A 15,476-nucleotide genomic window follows, 5' to 3' on the forward strand; every position below is an offset into this window, starting at 1 on the left:
CTTGCGGCTGCCAAGCGCGGTGAATGCGATCTCGCCCCGATCCATCTGTTCGACGACAAGACCGCGACCTACAATGCGCCGTATCTCTCCGACGGCCTCGTGCTGGTGCCGGGCTGGCGGCGCATGCAGGGCATCGTGTTCCGCAAGGACGATGCGCGCTTTGCCGGCTTGAGCGCGGAGGAGGCGGTGCGCGCCGCGCTCGCCGATCCCGCCTGCATCATGGTCAACCGCAACCAGGGCGCCGGCACTCGCATCCTGATCGATCGCCTGCTGGACGGCCACCGGCCCGACGGCTACTGGAATCAGCCACGGTCGCATAATGCGGTCGCGGCAGCGGTGGCGCAGCATCGCGCCGACTGGGGCATGACCATCGCGCCGGTCGCCCTTGCGTCCGGGCTCGGCTTCATTCCGCTTGCCGAAGAGCACTACGACTTCGCGCTGGTGACGGCACGCAAGCGGCGGCCCGCAGTGCAGGCTTTTCTCGACGCGCTGGCGTCGGAGGAGGGGCGGGCTGCGTTGACGGCGGCGGGGTTCAGGCCGGCGTAGCCGAGTATGCGGCCGCGCTGCTACACCAATCACAACTGTCGTCCCGGCGAAGGCCGGGACCCATAATCACCAATGCTTATTGTTGCGCGACGCCATGGCCACAGGCTTCTTCAACAACACAACCCTGTGGTTATAGGTCCCGGCCTTCGCCGGACGACACTGAGTTTGTTGCACCGCTTGCGAGTCGCACTCACGCATTCTCGCGGCATGATTGCCTGAGCTTTGCGTTCGCGCGCGGATTGACGGGTTTTGCCGAGTTGCCCGTCGGGCTATCTTGCCGCGTGTCTCGGTGCGGTCGCGGATACTGCTCAGTGCCGCATGGCCGTCTCGACGAACTCCAGCACGGAGCGCGGGACCTCATCGTATTCGACGAAACGGCGCCGAAGCTCGTCGGCAATATCGGTCGTCACGTCGCGGGACCATCCTTCGGCGGTATTGAAGGCCACGATGCGCACCGGATGGCTGTACTGATCGTCGAGGAGACGGCGGATCAGCGTTTTCCGGTCAGTGCCTTCTTCATCGGTTTCGCACCAGGCGCGGCCAAGCCGGCCAAAATCGTTCAGCACCAAATAGGTGTCGTGATCGATTTGATGCGGCACGATCGAAGGCGAGCGAGGCATACGTGGCACTCCCGCGATGCATGTTACCGCGTTCCGGTCGCCCCGCGCATTGGAAACTTCGAGGTATATCCGCTGGATAGTCAGATGACGTGTGCCATGCGATGAGAGGGCGACGGTTCCCCGGAGCAAAGCGTCGACGCCATTGGCGACCGGACCGGCTTCCGGCAGGCTGCCTGTTTCCGCCCGGCGGGGCTGGCATGACATTGCGTCAAGCCTGATATAAGCAGCGTTGGACGCTATTTGCCTTCGGAGACGCGCATGAAAGTGATTGGCCTCGCGGGATGGAGCGGTGCCGGGAAGACCACCCTGCTGTCGCGGGTGATCCCCTACCTGCTGGGCCGGTCCTTGCGCGTCTCCGTGATCAAGCACGCGCACCACGAATTCGATGTCGACGTGCCCGGCAAGGATTCCTGGGTGCACCGGCAGTCCGGCGCGACCGAGGTGCTGGTGTCCTCGACACGACGCTGGGCGCTGATGCACGAGCTGCGCGGCGCCGAGGAGCCGCGGCTGCCGGAGCTGCTTGCCAAGATGGCGCCGGTCGACCTTGTTGTGGTCGAGGGGTTCAAGCGCGAGCCGGTCAACAAGATCGAGGTGTATCGCGCCGCCAACGGCAAGCCGCTGCTGTTTCCCGATGACCCACGCGTGGTCGGGATCGCGAGCGACGTCGCGATTGAAACCACGCTGCCGATCGCGCATCTCGACGACATCGAGGACGTTGCCGAATTGATCTTGCGTTCCGCGAGTCCCGTCGTCGATGTGCTCGCTTCGGCTACGGCCGATATCTGAACAGGGCGAGGAAGCGCCGGCGTTGACGATGCAGGCCAGCTTCGCCAAGGTCCAATCATGACAACGACAAAGCTTGATCTCACCGGCCTGAAATGTCCGTTGCCTGCGCTGAAGACGCGCAAGGCCCTCAGGAGCGTGACGGCGGGAGATTTCCTCGAGGTGCACTGCACCGATCCGCTTTCGGTGATCGATATCCCGGCGCTGATCCAGGAGACCGGCGACAAGGTTGAGATCACCGAACGAAGCGACGTTCGGATCGTTTTCCTGATCGAGAAGACGAATGGAATGATAGACAAATCAAATGCTGCAGCGCCGCGTACGCGCTAGATGCAGCCTGATATCTACCTTTTGCCTATCGACACCTATTTCCCCTTCTGCGCGAATTGATAAGCTGCACCGGCTTGTGCAGGTGGAGCTGTGCCCGGATGTGGGCACGTGGACGGACAAAACCGGCCCGCGCCCGGATCGGGTTGTACGGCTTGGCGTATTCGTTCGCATTGGGGGTTAACATTTCCAGAGTGCGCGTGGTTGGTCCCGGCGCACCGAGGGAATGTGCGGAATAGCCGGGCTGGCGCGTGCCGCAACGGGCTGAGACGGGATCGAAGACGCAGATGCGCCTGACGCAATGGCGGCTGCAGGGGAGGTTTCAATGACGACGATGAGCAGCGCCGGCCGCGTATCGACTGCAGGCGCAGGTTTCCTCGACAAGGAACACACGATCGCGACCGCCGGCTTCAACCGTTGGCTGGTGCCGCCGGCGGCGCTGTGCATCCATCTGTGCATCGGCATGGCCTACGGCTTCTCGGTGTTCTGGCTGCCGCTGTCGCGCGCGATCGGGCTGACCGCGCCGAAGGCATGCCCGGATATCTCGCTGGTGCAGGAGTTGTTCACGACGAGCTGCGACTGGAAGGTCGCGAGCCTCGGCTGGATGTACACTCTGTTCTTCGTCGTGCTCGGCGTTTCCGCCGCGGTGTGGGGTGGCTGGCTCGAGCGGGTCGGACCGCGCAAGGCCGGCTTCGTCGCCGCGCTATGCTGGTGCGGCGGCCTCGTGCTCGGCGCCATCGGCATCATCACCCATCAGCTGTGGCTGATGTGGCTCGGCTCCGGCGTGATCGGCGGCATCGGGCTCGGCCTCGGCTACATCTCGCCGGTGTCGACGCTGGTGAAATGGTTCCCGGACCGCCGCGGCATGGCGACCGGCATGGCGATCATGGGCTTTGGCGGCGGCGCGATGATCGGCGCTCCGCTGGCCGACAAGCTGATGAACTACTTCAAGACCCCGACCTCGGTCGGCGTCTGGGAGACCTTCCTCACCATGGGCGCGGTCTATCTGGTGTTCATGATGATCGGCGCCTTCCGCTATCGCCTGCCGCCGTCGGGCTGGCAGCCGGACGGCTGGACGCCGCCGGCCAAGACCAACGCGATGATCTCGAACAAGAACGTGCATCTCGACAATGCGCACAAGACGCCGCAGTTCTGGCTGATCTGGTGGGTGCTGTGCTTGAACGTGTCGGCGGGCATCGGCGTGATCGGCATGGCCTCGCCGATGCTGCAGGAGATCTTCGCCGGCAAGCTGATCGGCTTGCCCAACATCGGCTTCAACGCCCTCGATGCCTCGCAGAAGGCGCAGATCGCGGCGATCGCCGCCGGCTTTGCCGGCCTGCTGTCGCTGTTCAACATCGGCGGCCGCTTCTTCTGGGCCTCGCTGTCGGACAGGATCGGCCGCAAGAACACCTATTACACGTTCTTCGTGCTTGGCATCGCGCTCTACGCGCTGGCGCCGACCTTTGCCGCGATGGGCTCGAAGCTCCTGTTCGTGCTCGGTTTCGGCATCATCCTGTCGATGTATGGCGGCGGCTTCGCCACCGTGCCGGCCTATCTCGCCGACATGTTCGGCACCCAGTTCGTCGGCGCGATCCACGGCCGGCTGCTGACGGCGTGGTCGACTGCGGGCATCATCGGCCCCGTAGTCGTGAACTATCTGCGTGAATTCCAGCTCGCCGCCGGCGTGCCGCGCGACCAGCTCTACAACACGACGATGTACATCCTGTGCGCCATGCTGATCGCGGGCTTCATCTGCAACTACATGATCAAGCCGGTCGATCCGAAGTGGCACATGAGCGACGCCGAGGTGGCGAAGCTGCAGGAAGCCACCGCGACTGGCGGGGCCGGCCCGAGCGGGTCGTTCGGCATCGGCAAGGGCGGTCTGGACGGCCGGGCGGCGCTGTTCTGGCTGTTCGTCGGCATTCCGCTGGCCTGGGGCATCTACATGACGCTGCTCAGCGCGGTCAAAATCCTCTGATCGCGACCGTCATCGCCGCGGGTTGCCGGTTCTCCGGCGCCCGCGGCGCTCGCCTTATTCAACAGAAATGGAATTGGGGGATTTCAATGTTTCGCACCCGGATTTGCCTTGCCGCCGCGCTGCTCGCCCTGGGTCTTCATGCCGCCTCGGCCCAGACCGCGGCGCCGGCCGCCACGACCACGGCCAAGCCGTCGAAGGTCAAACTGACAATGGAGAAACTGAAGGCCATGAAGGCGCAGTGGCACGCCAACAAGCCCAAGCTCAAGGCCTGCCGCAAAGAGGTGAAGCAGAAGGGATTGGCCGGCGATGACCGCTGGTTCTATATCGAAGAGTGCATGGCCAAGAGCTGAAGCGCGGCTGCGTCGAATGCGTTGAACTTGAGCGGAGAGGGCGTGCCGTGGGGTACCCCTCTCCCTAACCCTCCCCCGCAAGGGGGGAGGGAACCCTTCCGCCGGTGCCTCCCTTACACTCGGCGCGGCGTTGGTCGCGAGCGCTGTGAAACGCCGAACGGCGCGAGCAAATCAATCATCCAATCGAGATGATATGCATGTGAGGTGAGCACGCAGATCAGGCTCCCTCCCCCCTTGCGGGGGAGGGTTGGGGAGAGGGGTAAGCCCCGGGCGTGATGGTCGATGCGGAGCAATCACTCCGCAGCCGCAGGCGTCGCCTTGGCGGGCTCCAGCGCGGCGGCGATTGCCTCGTCGACGCGTTCCAGCCAGATGAACTCCAGCTTGGCGCGGGCGCCGGCGGGGATGTCGTCGTAGTCGCGCTTGTTGCGCGCTGGCAGCATCACCCGGGTCAGGCCCGCGGCCGCGGCGGCGACCACCTTTTCCTTGATACCGCCGACCGGAAGCACGAGGCCGCGCAGCGAGATCTCGCCGGTCATCGCGGTGTCGCTGCGCACCGTGCGGTCGGTCAGGAGCGAGGTGAGGGCGGTGAACATCGCAACGCCCGCGCTAGGGCCGTCCTTCGGCGTGGCGCCGGCAGGAACGTGGACGTGAATGTCGCTCTTCTCGAACACGGCGGGGTCGATGCCGAGCTGGGCAGCGCGGCTTTTGACCAGCGTCATCGCGGCCTGCACGCTTTCGCGCATCACGTCGCCGAGCTGGCCGGTGATCATCAACGCACCGCGGCCCGGCGTGCGCGAGGCCTCGATGAACAGGATGTCGCCGCCGACCGGGGTCCAGGCAAGCCCGGTGGCAACACCCGGGATGCTGGTGCGCTGCGCGATCTCGTTCTCGAAGCGCGGCTGACCGAGCAGCGACACGATGTCCTTTGGCGTGATCGTGACGTGGCTGGTGCTGCCCTCGGCGATCTGCACCGCGACGTTGCGCAGCACCTTGCCGATCTCGCGCTCGAGATTGCGGACGCCTGCCTCGCGGGTGTAGCTCTTGATGATGAGCCGCAGCGCATCCGGCCCGATCTCGACCTGTTCGGCCTTGATACCGTTGGCCTCGAGCTGGCGGCGCACCAGATAGCGCTTGGCGATCTCGAGCTTCTCATCCTCGGTGTAGCCGGCAAGGCTGATCAGCTCCATGCGGTCGAGCAGCGGGCCCGGGACGCCGTCGAGCATGTTGGCGGTGGCGATGAACACGACGCGGGAGAGGTCGAACGGCACGCCGAGATAATTGTCGCGGAAGGTGCTGTTCTGCTCGGGGTCGAGCACCTCTAACATCGCGGCCGACGGATCGCCCTGGATGCCGCGCCCCATCTTGTCGATCTCGTCCAGCATCATCACGCAATTGCGCGCGCCGGCCTTCTTGATCGCCTGGATGATGTTGCCGGGCAGTGCGCCGATATAGGTGCGGCGATGGCCACGGATCTCGGCCTCGTCATGCACGCCACCAAGGCTGACTCGAACGAACGGCCGCGACATCGCGCGCGCGATCGATTGCCCGAGCGAGGTCTTGCCGACGCCGGGGGGCCCGAGGAAGCAGAGGATCGGTGCCTTGCCGCCGGGCGCGAGCTTGCGCACCGCGAGATATTCGATGATGCGGCTCTTGATCTTTTCCAGACCGTAATGGTCCTGGTCGAGGATCTTGCGCGCTTCCGCGATGTCGATCGGCTTCTCCTCGGGAATGCTCCAGGGCAGGTCGATCAGCCAGTCAAGATAGCTGCGCACCATGCCGGATTCGGCTGCGGCCTCCGGCATCCGCTCATAGCGGCGCAATTCCTTCTGCGCCTGGCTCTCGGCCTCCGGCGGCATCTTGGCCTCGGCGATCGCCTTGGTCAGCTCGGCGACCTCGGCGGCCTTGCCGTCGCCTTCACCGAGCTGGCGCTGGATGGTCGCCATTTGCTCGCGCAGGATCGCCTCGCGCTGCCGTTCGTCGAACACCGCCTTGGTCTTCTGCCCGATCTCCTGGCTCAGCCTCAGCACCTCGATGCGCTCGGCAAGGTGTCGTGACACCTTGTCCATACGCGCCACGAGGTCGATGGTTTCCAGGATGTCCTGCTTCTCCGCCGGCTTGATGTCCATGTAGGAGGTCGCAAGGTCGGCCAGCGTCGCGGGCGACGTCGTACCCTGCAGCGCTGCGATCAACTCGGGCGGCGTCTGCGGCAGCAATTGCGCGGCCTCCAGCGCCTGGCGTTGCAGATTGAGGAAGCGCGCTTCGATCTCGGGCGAGGTGTTGGTCGGTTCGGGAATCTGCAGCACGCGTGCGGCGAGGAACGGCGTGCCGGGCAGATAGTCGAGCACGCGCATGCGCTGCACGCCCTGGCAGACCAGATGGTGGGTGTCGTCGGCGCCGGTGATGTAGCGCACGATGTTGGCGACGGTGCCGACACGATAAAGCCCGTCCGGGCCGGGATCGTTGGTCTCGGGATCGCGTTGCAGCAGGATACCGATCGGCCGCTGCTCTCGCACCGCCTGCTGGGCGGCGGCAATCGAGCTCGCGCGCGCGATGGTAATCGGGATGATGACGTCGGGAAACAGCACGGTGTTGCGCACCGGGACGATGATCGTCGCGTCGCTCGGGATCGGCGCCGAGCCCGTCGGATTTGAAACGTCTGAAGCAGCCATGTCGAAATCCCTTTAGCTCGATTTTCCGAGCCGCAGGCCGACGCAACCGTGCGCGGCAAAGCGGCTGATGGTGTAGCGGCCGGTCGGCAGCGTGATGCGGCGCTCGAAGCGGCCCTGCGGCAGCTCGAGGCGCAGGATGCGGGCGTTGCGCAGCTCGGAAGGCAGAGTGCGGCGGCCAGAGATCACAAGCGCACCGCCGTCGAGCGCGGCCTCGACCTCGTCGGGATCGACCCCGGGCAGCGCGACCAGGATCAGGATCTCCTCCTCGGTCTCGATCACGTCCATCGGCGGTTCCCAGCTCGGCTCGCTGGTGCCCGCGCGCGGGTGCAAATTGAGGAAGCTCTGGTGCAACCGTTCGGCGCGGGCAAGCGCCTCGATCGCATCCGTCAGCATCCAGTTGGTCTGATCCTTGGGCCGCATGGGCACTCTCCACGTCGCATTGGCCGGCAACGTTACCGGTCTTGCAGCCCACCGTAAACCGGCCCCAAGCGGGGCCGTTCGAGGGAAAAATTGTCCAAATTGCTGGCGATTTGCACTTAGTCGCGCTGCGCCGTTGCGCTCGGCGCGGGCCGGAATGGCCCGATGTTCGGATCGCCGCCTACAACCAGCCGGAGCGCCTGAACCGCCAGAACAGCCCGCCGCATGCGGCCAGCATCAGGCCCATCACGACGAAATAGCTGTACTCCCATTGCAGCTCCGGAATGTACTTGAAGTTCATGCCATAGATGCCGGCGACCGCCGTCGGCACCGCCACGATCGCAAGCCATGAGGCGAGCTTCTTGGAGATCGCGGTTTCCTGCGCCTGACCGACCAGGAGGCTTGCCTCAAATGCAAAGGCGAGCACTTCGCGCAGTGAATCGATGCGTTCCTGGATGGTGCGGACGTGGTCCGTGACGTCGCGGAACAGCGGCCGCATCGTCTCGCGCACCATCGGCAGGTTGTCGCGCTCCAGCCTGCGGCAGACCTCCACCAGCGGCCCGACCGCGTTGCGTAGCCGCAGCAGGTCGCGCCGCAGCAGATAGAGTCGCTCGATCTGCGCCCGCGTCATCGCGCTCGCCAGCACCTCCGCCTCCATCGCCTCGACCTCGTCCTGGATGGTCTCGAGCACCGGCGAGTAGTTGTCGACGATGAAATCGAGGATGGCATAGAGGATGTAGTCCTCGCCGCGGGCAAGCGCGCGCGGGCAGCTCTCGCAGCGCTCCCTGACCGGCGTATAGGACGTCGAGGCGCCGTGGCGGACCGAGACGATGTATCCCTCGCCGACAAACAGATGCGTCTCGCCGAACGCGATGCTTTCGCCGTCGAGCTGCGCGGTGCGGGCCACGATGAACAGCGCATCGCCGTATTGCTCGATCTTCGGCCGCTGATGCGCGTGATCGGCATCCTCGATCGCGAGGTCGTGCAGCTGGAATTGCCGCTGCAGGCTGCTCAGCAACGCCATGTCGGGTTCGTGCAGGCCGATCCACACCACGTGATCCGGCTTGTTGCGCCAGCTCGCGGCCTCATCGATCGCGATATTGGCGACCCGCCGTCCCTCGACGTAGACACCTGCCGCGATCACACCATCGCAGGGGACGGGTCCGGCGGTTGCGACAGTTGGCGATACGAGGTTCATGGTCTCCACCCTCGGTTATCGGACCCGCTTGACGCTGTTTGCTGTCGAAAGGCTAGCACTGAATGGGCGCTGGTCAACCCGGCCAGCGACGTTGCGTTCCGGCCTGTACGGGGCGGCACATCCGGTCCCATCGCAGGTTGGCCGATCTTTATGCGGCTCCTATGTCGCGCCGCGGCGGGCCCTCTCGAATTCCTACGGCCTTCCCAGCATCTTTGGCGTGACGCGGTGCGTTCGCGCGCCGCCAACAGGAAGGTGGGATATGACCTTGCTCCACGTACACGATGTCCGGCCGCACGGTTCGGCGGGTGCCATGCCTCTGGTGCTGCGGCGGACCATCCGGCGGATCGGCCTCGCCTTCAGGACGCTTCACCGCGCCATCGCCGCGGCAAAAATCCACCGGCTGCGCAACGAGCTGTTGCTGCATCGCGGGCATGAGGACTGGGCACGGACCCATCTCAACGTCGGCATGCCCGGCGGCGATGCCGAGAGATATCCGCGGGCGCCGGTCGTACTCGGCGAGAAGTGGGACTACTGAGATGCGCGCAGTTGTATTCATCGCGTCCCTGCTGCGCAGCGCCGCAGAGGGGATGCTCAAATTCTTCGCCTGGATCGGCGAGGAGCCGATCAGCGTCTACCGGCCCGAGGCGCACTATATGCGCGGCCCGGGCCCGGCCTGGCGGGCCAAGCATCACGGGCATTAGCGCGCGTACTCATCAATTCGGGACGTCGGCTTTCGGGGGCAAAGCGGACACGCGACCCGGCCTCAGGGATATCGCCTTGTGACCCGAAGCGGTCGTCTCGATTTTCGTTTGCAGCTTCCACATAATTAAGACGACACACAAGGTCGAACTCAACTCCCGGCAGGCGCCCTTGCTTCACGTCGCCACCACGGGGGCAGTTCGCCGACTGATAATGACACAAGCGGAGAGTCCGCGAGGCGGATGCAAAATGCTATGCAGGCGTCATCGAGGTGGTCGCAACTGGCTGGCGTTTGTGACCGCCACCCTCAGCGTCTTTCGCAGCCACATCAGTGCTGGCTCCGCATCGAAGCGCTCGTGCCAGAACTGTCTGATCACCAGCTTCGGGAGCTTGAGCGGGTGCGGAAGTATCTCGATCGGGACTGCATCCGCCATCAGCACACCCAGCGGCCTTGGAACTGTCGCGACCAGATCCGACGCCGCCACGATCATCGGAAGCGCGAGGAAATGCGGCACGCGCACCGCGATCTGTGAATCGAGCCTATGCTTGCGCAGCGTCCTCTCGACGATGGCGTGACCGGTTCCCTCGGCTCGCGCAACCGCGTGTCGCTGTCTCAGAAAAACTGGCTTGGACATCGCCGATTGCTTCACGCCGGGATGGCCGCGCCGGGCCAGTACCACATAGTCGCTTTCGAACAAAAGCTGTTGCCTCGCGCCGGAGCGAAGCTCCGGAATATATCCGACCGCCAGATCGACCGTCCCCGCACGTAATGCGGGGAGCGTTTGCTCCATGGGCAGTTGCATCGTGCTGATGAAGATGCCGGGCGCAGTCTCCCGGCATACATTGAGCAGATGAGGCAGGATCACGGCTTCCGCGATATCGCTCATCACGATCGTGAACGTGCGCTTGTCGGTCGCGCTGTCGAAGCCCGATCGCATGGCAAGCCCGCGTCGGACCGAGCTCAAGCCGTCGCACCAGTGGGTCGCAAGCCGCTCGGCAAGGGGCGTCGGCTCCATGCCACTCCCGCTGCGGACGAAAAGCGTATCGCCCGTGAAGTCCCTCAGCCGCCGCAATGCATTCGACACCGTGGGCTGACTAGCGTTGAGCTCGATCGCGGCCCGCGAAATGCGTCGATGGCGCCAGACGGCATCGAACACGACGAGCAGGTTGAGGTCTATCTTATTATTCATAGCGGAAATATCTAGTATTTCAGTATTCTCCTTGCAAATGAAATCGCCAGCCATAGTCTTGTTGGCATGAACAGCATCCGATTTTCCGGCGCGGACCGCGCTGCCCTTTCGACACCCCTCGTCCTTCCCCAAACCGGGAAACGTGGGGTTGCAGCCATCGTGCTCCTTCCGGCCATCGCCGGCGTGAACGACTATGTGATGCGCGTGGCGCATCGCCTGGCAGCAGACGGCTTCGCGGTCGCGATCCTCGATTACTTCGCGCGCGAAGGCGGGGTTCCCGATGTCTCGACCCCGGCTGCGATCGACGTCGCGGTGAATTCCCTCGCCGATCGCCGTGTGATCTCGGATGCGTGCGGCCTCATCGGCGCCTTGCGCGAACACGAGGCGATTGATCCGGAACGAGTCGGCTCGCTTGGCTTCTGCATCGGCGGCATGTATTCGCTGATGCTGTCGGCGGAGACATCGGATATTTCCGCCTCGGTCGATTATTACGGCTCGGTTCGCTACGCGAAGACGTCAAGCCAGAAGCCGGTGTCGCCGCTCGATCGCGTCAAGGACGTCCAGGCCCCATTCCTTGCTCATTTTGGCACGCTCGACCGGCTGATTTCTGCAGCCGACATCGACGCGCTCGACGCCGAGCTGAAGCGCGCCTCCAAGTCATACGAACTTTTCACCTATCGCGGCGCGCCCCACGCCTTCGATGAGGACTTTCGGCCTGCGGCCTATCGCCCGGTCGCATCGCAACTCGCCTGGCAGCGCACGATGACGTTCTTGGACTGGCATCTGAAGGGTTCACCCGCACGTTGAGTTTTTGTCAAACCGAAAAGGAGGAAACTGATGAACAAACTAACGAGGACGATCGCGGCCGACCCGGGCGCGAACATGAAAAATACCGATACGACCGATTGGTCGAAGTTCATGACCGACGACGAATACTATCCGTTCCTCGTCAAGAAGAACATCCGCCCGGCGATCTGGCGCTGGCGCGACCTCAAGCCGAGGCTTGAAGAGGTCGCCCAGGATCCGCTCCGCCGCGCGGACCGGCGGTTCATCGCTCTGGTCAATGCGGATACTGGCGAGGCGGGCGGCGTGCTGCCATCGATATTCCTCGGCATCCAGATCATCAATCCCGGCGAGCATATCGTGCCGCACCGGCACAATTCCTACGCGCTTTATCACATCATTACGGGCAGCGGTTACTCCATCGTGGGTGACCACAAGTTCGAATGGTCGCGCGGCGACACGTTCGCGTGCTCGCCCTGGGCTTCGCACGAACATATCAACACCGGCAACGAGCCCGCGATTCAGTACGTCATTCAGGACATGCCGGCCCGCGCCATGGATCGCAACCTGATTTGGGAGGAGCCGGTCGGCCACATGTTCCACATGGTTGAAGGCAACGTCCCACACTCGGACTGATCGCCTTTTTCTTCAATGTCTCCGGCTTCCCCGAGCCGGAGGCGGTGAGCCGCACCAGACAAGAAAGCCATGACGATGAGCTACGTGTTCGATCCGCCGGCTCCGCCGTCGGTCGCAATGGCCGGCGGGGGCGGGAGGTTTCCGGTCCGCCGCATCTTCTGCGTCGGCCGCAACTATGCCGCGCACGCCCGCGAGATGGGCAAGGATCCGGATCGCGAGCCACCGTTCTTCTTCACGAAGCCGGCGGATGCGGTTGTCGATAGCGGCGCGATTGTGCCCTATCCTCCTGAAACCAGCGATTTCCAGTACGAGATCGAATTCGTCGTGGCGATTGGCCGGGAAGGCTTCGACGTCGGCCGCGAGGCGGCGCTCGACCTCGTGTTTGGCTACGGCGTCGGCATCGATCTCACTCGCCGGGATCTGCAACTGGAAGCAAGGGACAAGGGACGCCCCTGGGATTGGGGCAAGGCGTTCGACCAGTCGGCGCCGATTGCGCCGCTGCATCGTGTGAACGGCGGACGGCATCCGGCCGCGGGCCGCATCTGGCTCGCCCTTAACGGCGTGGTGAAGCAGGATGCGGACCTCACTGAACTGATTTGGCCGGTGCCGGACATCATCTCGATCCTGTCGCGCTCCATGGTGCTCAAGCCGGGCGACCTCGTCATGACGGGAACGCCCGCCGGCGTCGGCACGATTGTCGCTGGCGACAAGGTGACTGGCGGCATCGACGGTCTCGGCGAGATCGGCATCGCGGTCGGCAAGCCGATCGCACGGCGCTCGCAACGTGTCGTTCGAAATGGCCCAGAGTCTGAATAAGCAGCATCGAACAGATGGCAAGCCAGTCTTCAAACCAGAAAATCGGGCCGGATCAGAGCACACTCGGTCGCATCGTACGCTTCGAAAGCTTATGGGAGAGCCCGCGCTGGTCGCCACCGAGGCAGCGATTGCTGCGATGCACGAGTCTGCATTGGCCGGCCCTTAGCCGACATGACCACGCGCGCCTCTTTTGGTCGCCTCCGGAGGGGAGTGCCGACATTGTCAGCGGGCGGATTTATGGGTCCACGCACCCGATCACGTCGCCTCGCTCCGTCGCGTCAGGTGATCGAGCAAATTCATCGGCAGCGGGAAAACCACGGTTGAGGAGCGCTCGCCGGCGATGTCATGCAGTGCCGCGAAATAGCGGAGCTGCATCGCCTGCGGCTCCTGGGCGAGGATGCGGCCGGCCTCGACCAGCTTCTCGGCGGCCTGCTGCTCGCCCATCGCGTTGATCACCTTGGCGCGCCGCAGCCGTTCGGCCTCGGCCTGCTTGGCGATCGCCCTTACCATGGTCTCGTTAATATCGATATCCTTGATCTCGACCGCGTTGACTTTGATGCCCCAGACGTCGGTCTGCTTGTCGAGGGTCTCCTGGATATCGGCATTGAGCCGGTCGCGTTCCGCCAGCATCTCGTCGAGCTCGTGCTTGCCGAGCACGGAGCGCAGCGTGGTCTGGGCCAGCTGGCTGGTCGCGGCCATGTAGTCGCTGACCTTGATGATGGCGCGCTCGGGATCGACGATGCGGAAATAGAGAACCGCGTTGACCTTGACCGAGACGTTGTCGCGGGAAATCACGTCCTGCGGCGGCACCACCTGCACCACCACCCTGAGATCGACCTTCACCAGCTGCTGCACCACCGGAATCAGGATGATCAGCCCTGGCCCCTTCACCCCGGTGAAACGGCCCAGCGTGAAGATGACGCCACGCTCATATTCGCGCAGCACGCGCACGGCCTGGGTCAGGAATATGATGATCAGCAACGCGATCGCCGCATAGGTGAAATAATCAAGCATCATGCTTTACCTCCCTGGCCGGCGGCGGCCGGCGCACGCCGCACCACCAGCGTCAGATCGACGATGTTGGCGACCTCGACCGTCTCTCCGGCCCTGAATGTCTCGGTGCCGCGCGCCTGCCAGCGTTCACCATTGGTGAAGACGTGGCCTGACGTCTCGGTCCAGTCGAGCACCTCGGCCGATAGCCCGCGCATGGCTTGCGCGCCAAGGCGGATCGGGCCGTTGCGCGCGCGGCGCAGCGCGCCGAGCACGACGAGAACGAGGCCTGCGAACATCGCCGCGACGATGCAGATCACCGACCATGACAGGTGGTATCCGGGCGCCTCGATCCGAAACAGCATGGCGGCGCCAAGCACGAAGGCGACGATGCCGCCGAGGCCGATCACGACGGTCGGGTTGAACGCCTCGATCGCAAGCAGCGCGATCCCGACCAGCATCAGGGCGAAGCCGGCATAGTTGATCGGCAGCATGTTGAGTGCATAGAGGCCGAGCAGCAGGCAGATCGTCCCGACGACCCCAGGCGCCACGGCACCGGGCGACATGAACTCGAATATCAGGCCGTAGATGCCGACCATCAGCAGGACGAACGCGATGTTGGGGTCGGTGACGACCGCCAGCGCGCGCGAGAGCCAGGTGGGGTCGATGGCTTCGATCACGGCATCCTTGGTCGCCAGGCGCTGTGTCTTGCCGCCGGCAAGCTCCACCGTGCGGCCGTCGATCTGCCTCAGCAGGTCGGCCGGATCGCGCGCGGTAAACTCGATGACATTGGCTTGCAATGCGGCGTTGGTGCTGAGGGTGGCAGCATCGCGGACCGCCTTCTCGGCCCAGTCGGCATTGCGGCCGCGCAGTTCGGCCAGGCTGCGGATGAAGGCGACGGCATCGTTGGTCACCTTCGCCGTCATGGCATCCTTGGTCTCGGACGCGCTGCCGCCGTCTTTCTGATCCTTGCCACCCTTGTCCGGGGTGCTGCCCGGCAGGCCCGGCATCGGGCCGCCAATCTGGACCGGCGTCGCGGCGCCGATATTGGTGCCCGGCGCCATCGCGGCAAGATGGGTCGCATAGAGGATATAGGTCCCGGCGCTCGCGGCGTGGGCGCCGGAGGGCGCAACATAACCGACGACGGGAACGGGCGAGGCCAGCACGTCGGTGATGATCTCGCGCATGCTGGTGCTGAGACCGCCCGGCGTGTTCAGGCGCAGGATGACGATCTCGGCGTGCCGTTCGGCGGCCTTGGCCAGGGCATCTTTGACGTAACTGGCCGATGCCGGCCCGATCGCGCCGTCAATTGATATGGTCAGGGCAAGATGGCTATTGTCCGCGGCCGCGCCGGGACGGATGGAGAAAACCAGAGCGACCAGGATGGTCGCCATAACGAGAGCCGCCTTGAGGGTCTGCACGGCAAGCACTCCCTTGCCGTGGATATGGGGCGCCGTCCGGGAACCTCAATATG

General features: G+C 64.4%; 17 protein-coding genes. 10 read left to right on the forward strand and 7 right to left on the reverse strand.

The annotated features are described in order from the left end of the window. Positions 1-546 (forward strand): substrate-binding domain-containing protein (locus tag H8A92_RS18090; protein ID WP_229197030.1); only part of this gene is annotated, 546 nt, incomplete at its 5' end. 308 nt (positions 547-854) lie between these two features. On the opposite strand, the gene H8A92_RS41030 is transcribed toward H8A92_RS18090, so the two are convergent. After that, on the reverse strand, positions 855-1,370 hold the full coding sequence (locus H8A92_RS41030) for a hypothetical protein (RefSeq protein ID WP_338026554.1): 516 nt from the start codon (positions 1,368-1,370) through the stop codon (positions 855-857). Positions 1,371-1,424: 54 nt separating this feature from the next. Between H8A92_RS41030 and mobB the strand changes: the two genes are divergently transcribed. The 4 genes from mobB (at position 1,425) to H8A92_RS18115 (ending at position 4,604) form a co-directional block, all read left to right on the forward strand. Next, positions 1,425-1,952 (forward strand): molybdopterin-guanine dinucleotide biosynthesis protein B, encoded by a 528-nt coding sequence (gene mobB, locus H8A92_RS18100; protein ID WP_229197031.1) that lies wholly within the window; start codon positions 1,425-1,427, stop codon positions 1,950-1,952. Positions 1,953-2,009: 57 nt separating this feature from the next. Then, positions 2,010-2,279 (forward strand): sulfurtransferase TusA family protein, encoded by a 270-nt coding sequence (locus H8A92_RS18105; RefSeq protein WP_163161001.1) that lies wholly within the window; start codon positions 2,010-2,012, stop codon positions 2,277-2,279. A gap of 322 nt (positions 2,280-2,601) precedes the next feature. Continuing rightward, positions 2,602-4,254 (forward strand): OFA family MFS transporter, encoded by a 1,653-nt coding sequence (locus tag H8A92_RS18110; RefSeq protein WP_229197032.1) that lies wholly within the window; start codon positions 2,602-2,604, stop codon positions 4,252-4,254. Positions 4,255-4,340: 86 nt separating this feature from the next. After that, positions 4,341-4,604, forward strand: a complete 264-nt coding sequence (locus H8A92_RS18115; protein WP_229197033.1) for a hypothetical protein — start codon at positions 4,341-4,343, stop codon at positions 4,602-4,604. A 293-nt stretch (positions 4,605-4,897) separates the two neighbouring features. Here H8A92_RS18115 and lon read toward each other — a convergent pair whose 3' ends face one another. The 3 genes from lon to corA all read right to left on the reverse strand — a co-directional run bounded on the left by lon (position 4,898) and on the right by corA (position 8,888). Then, a complete protein-coding gene (lon, locus tag H8A92_RS18120; protein WP_229197034.1) occupies positions 4,898-7,273 on the reverse strand; it encodes an endopeptidase La in 2,376 nt (791 codons plus the stop codon). 12 nt (positions 7,274-7,285) lie between these two features. Continuing rightward, entirely contained in the window at positions 7,286-7,693 is a 408-nt protein-coding gene (locus tag H8A92_RS18125) for an Hsp20/alpha crystallin family protein (RefSeq protein WP_229197035.1), read from the reverse strand. A 178-nt stretch (positions 7,694-7,871) separates the two neighbouring features. Further along, positions 7,872-8,888: a magnesium/cobalt transporter CorA gene (corA, locus tag H8A92_RS18130; RefSeq protein WP_229197036.1), complete on the reverse strand. Its 1,017-nt coding sequence runs from the start codon at positions 8,886-8,888 to the stop codon at positions 7,872-7,874. A 259-nt stretch (positions 8,889-9,147) separates the two neighbouring features. Here corA and H8A92_RS18135 point away from each other — a divergent pair, with 259 nt between their 5' ends. Beyond that, positions 9,148-9,423, forward strand: a complete 276-nt coding sequence (locus tag H8A92_RS18135) for a hypothetical protein (protein WP_163149925.1) — start codon at positions 9,148-9,150, stop codon at positions 9,421-9,423. 1 nt (position 9,424) lies between these two features. Continuing rightward, positions 9,425-9,589 (forward strand): hypothetical protein, encoded by a 165-nt coding sequence (locus H8A92_RS18140; protein WP_229197037.1) that lies wholly within the window; start codon positions 9,425-9,427, stop codon positions 9,587-9,589. Positions 9,590-9,850: 261 nt separating this feature from the next. Here H8A92_RS18140 and H8A92_RS18145 read toward each other — a convergent pair whose 3' ends face one another. Continuing rightward, positions 9,851-10,831: a LysR family transcriptional regulator gene (locus H8A92_RS18145; protein ID WP_229197038.1), complete on the reverse strand. Its 981-nt coding sequence runs from the start codon at positions 10,829-10,831 to the stop codon at positions 9,851-9,853. 105 nt (positions 10,832-10,936) lie between these two features. Between H8A92_RS18145 and H8A92_RS18150 the strand changes: the two genes are divergently transcribed. The 3 genes from H8A92_RS18150 (at position 10,937) to H8A92_RS18160 (ending at position 13,012) form a co-directional block, all read left to right on the forward strand. Continuing rightward, positions 10,937-11,584 carry a dienelactone hydrolase family protein gene (locus tag H8A92_RS18150; RefSeq protein WP_229197039.1) on the forward strand — a complete coding sequence of 216 codons (648 nt, stop codon included), beginning with the start codon at positions 10,937-10,939 and terminating at the stop codon, positions 11,582-11,584. Between the two features lie 111 nt (positions 11,585-11,695). Then, positions 11,696-12,196 carry a cupin domain-containing protein gene (locus H8A92_RS18155; protein ID WP_229197040.1) on the forward strand — a complete coding sequence of 167 codons (501 nt, stop codon included), beginning with the start codon at positions 11,696-11,698 and terminating at the stop codon, positions 12,194-12,196. A 75-nt stretch (positions 12,197-12,271) separates the two neighbouring features. Beyond that, positions 12,272-13,012: a fumarylacetoacetate hydrolase family protein gene (locus H8A92_RS18160; RefSeq protein ID WP_420831336.1), complete on the forward strand. Its 741-nt coding sequence runs from the start codon at positions 12,272-12,274 to the stop codon at positions 13,010-13,012. A 255-nt stretch (positions 13,013-13,267) separates the two neighbouring features. On the opposite strand, the gene H8A92_RS18165 is transcribed toward H8A92_RS18160, so the two are convergent. Both H8A92_RS18165 and H8A92_RS18170 read right to left on the reverse strand, forming a co-directional pair. Continuing rightward, positions 13,268-14,029: a slipin family protein gene (locus tag H8A92_RS18165; protein WP_163149928.1), complete on the reverse strand. Its 762-nt coding sequence runs from the start codon at positions 14,027-14,029 to the stop codon at positions 13,268-13,270. After that, on the reverse strand, positions 14,026-15,423 hold the full coding sequence (locus H8A92_RS18170) for an NfeD family protein (RefSeq protein WP_229197042.1): 1,398 nt from the start codon (positions 15,421-15,423) through the stop codon (positions 14,026-14,028). The genes H8A92_RS18165 and H8A92_RS18170 overlap by 4 nt, the downstream gene beginning before the upstream one ends. Between the last annotated feature and the right edge of the window lie 53 nt (positions 15,424-15,476).

It is taken from the genome of Bradyrhizobium acaciae (assembly GCF_020889785.1).
Taxonomy (GTDB): domain Bacteria; phylum Pseudomonadota; class Alphaproteobacteria; order Rhizobiales; family Xanthobacteraceae; genus Bradyrhizobium; species Bradyrhizobium acaciae.

Excerpts from the sequence above, each read along its gene's own strand:
- H8A92_RS18160 (WP_420831336.1), top strand. The coding sequence starts at position 12,272 with ATGAGCTACGTGTTCGATCCGCCGGCTCCGCCGTCGGTCGCAATGGCC.
- mobB (WP_229197031.1), top strand. The coding sequence starts at position 1,425 with ATGAAAGTGATTGGCCTCGCGGGATGGAGCGGTGCCGGGAAGACCACC.
- H8A92_RS18115 (WP_229197033.1), top strand. The coding sequence starts at position 4,341 with ATGTTTCGCACCCGGATTTGCCTTGCCGCCGCGCTGCTCGCCCTGGGT.
- H8A92_RS18165 (WP_163149928.1), bottom strand. The coding sequence starts at position 14,029 with ATGATGCTTGATTATTTCACCTATGCGGCGATCGCGTTGCTGATCATC.
- H8A92_RS18155 (WP_229197040.1), top strand. The coding sequence starts at position 11,696 with ATGACCGACGACGAATACTATCCGTTCCTCGTCAAGAAGAACATCCGC.
- lon (WP_229197034.1), bottom strand. The coding sequence starts at position 7,273 with ATGGCTGCTTCAGACGTTTCAAATCCGACGGGCTCGGCGCCGATCCCG.
- corA (WP_229197036.1), bottom strand. The coding sequence starts at position 8,888 with ATGAACCTCGTATCGCCAACTGTCGCAACCGCCGGACCCGTCCCCTGC.
- H8A92_RS18140 (WP_229197037.1), top strand. The coding sequence starts at position 9,425 with ATGCGCGCAGTTGTATTCATCGCGTCCCTGCTGCGCAGCGCCGCAGAG.
- H8A92_RS18110 (WP_229197032.1), top strand. The coding sequence starts at position 2,602 with ATGACGACGATGAGCAGCGCCGGCCGCGTATCGACTGCAGGCGCAGGT.
- H8A92_RS18105 (WP_163161001.1), top strand. The coding sequence starts at position 2,010 with ATGACAACGACAAAGCTTGATCTCACCGGCCTGAAATGTCCGTTGCCT.
- H8A92_RS18135 (WP_163149925.1), top strand. The coding sequence starts at position 9,148 with ATGACCTTGCTCCACGTACACGATGTCCGGCCGCACGGTTCGGCGGGT.
- H8A92_RS18125 (WP_229197035.1), bottom strand. The coding sequence starts at position 7,693 with ATGCGGCCCAAGGATCAGACCAACTGGATGCTGACGGATGCGATCGAG.
- H8A92_RS18145 (WP_229197038.1), bottom strand. The coding sequence starts at position 10,831 with ATGGCTGGCGATTTCATTTGCAAGGAGAATACTGAAATACTAGATATT.
- H8A92_RS41030 (WP_338026554.1), bottom strand. The coding sequence starts at position 1,370 with ATGTCATGCCAGCCCCGCCGGGCGGAAACAGGCAGCCTGCCGGAAGCC.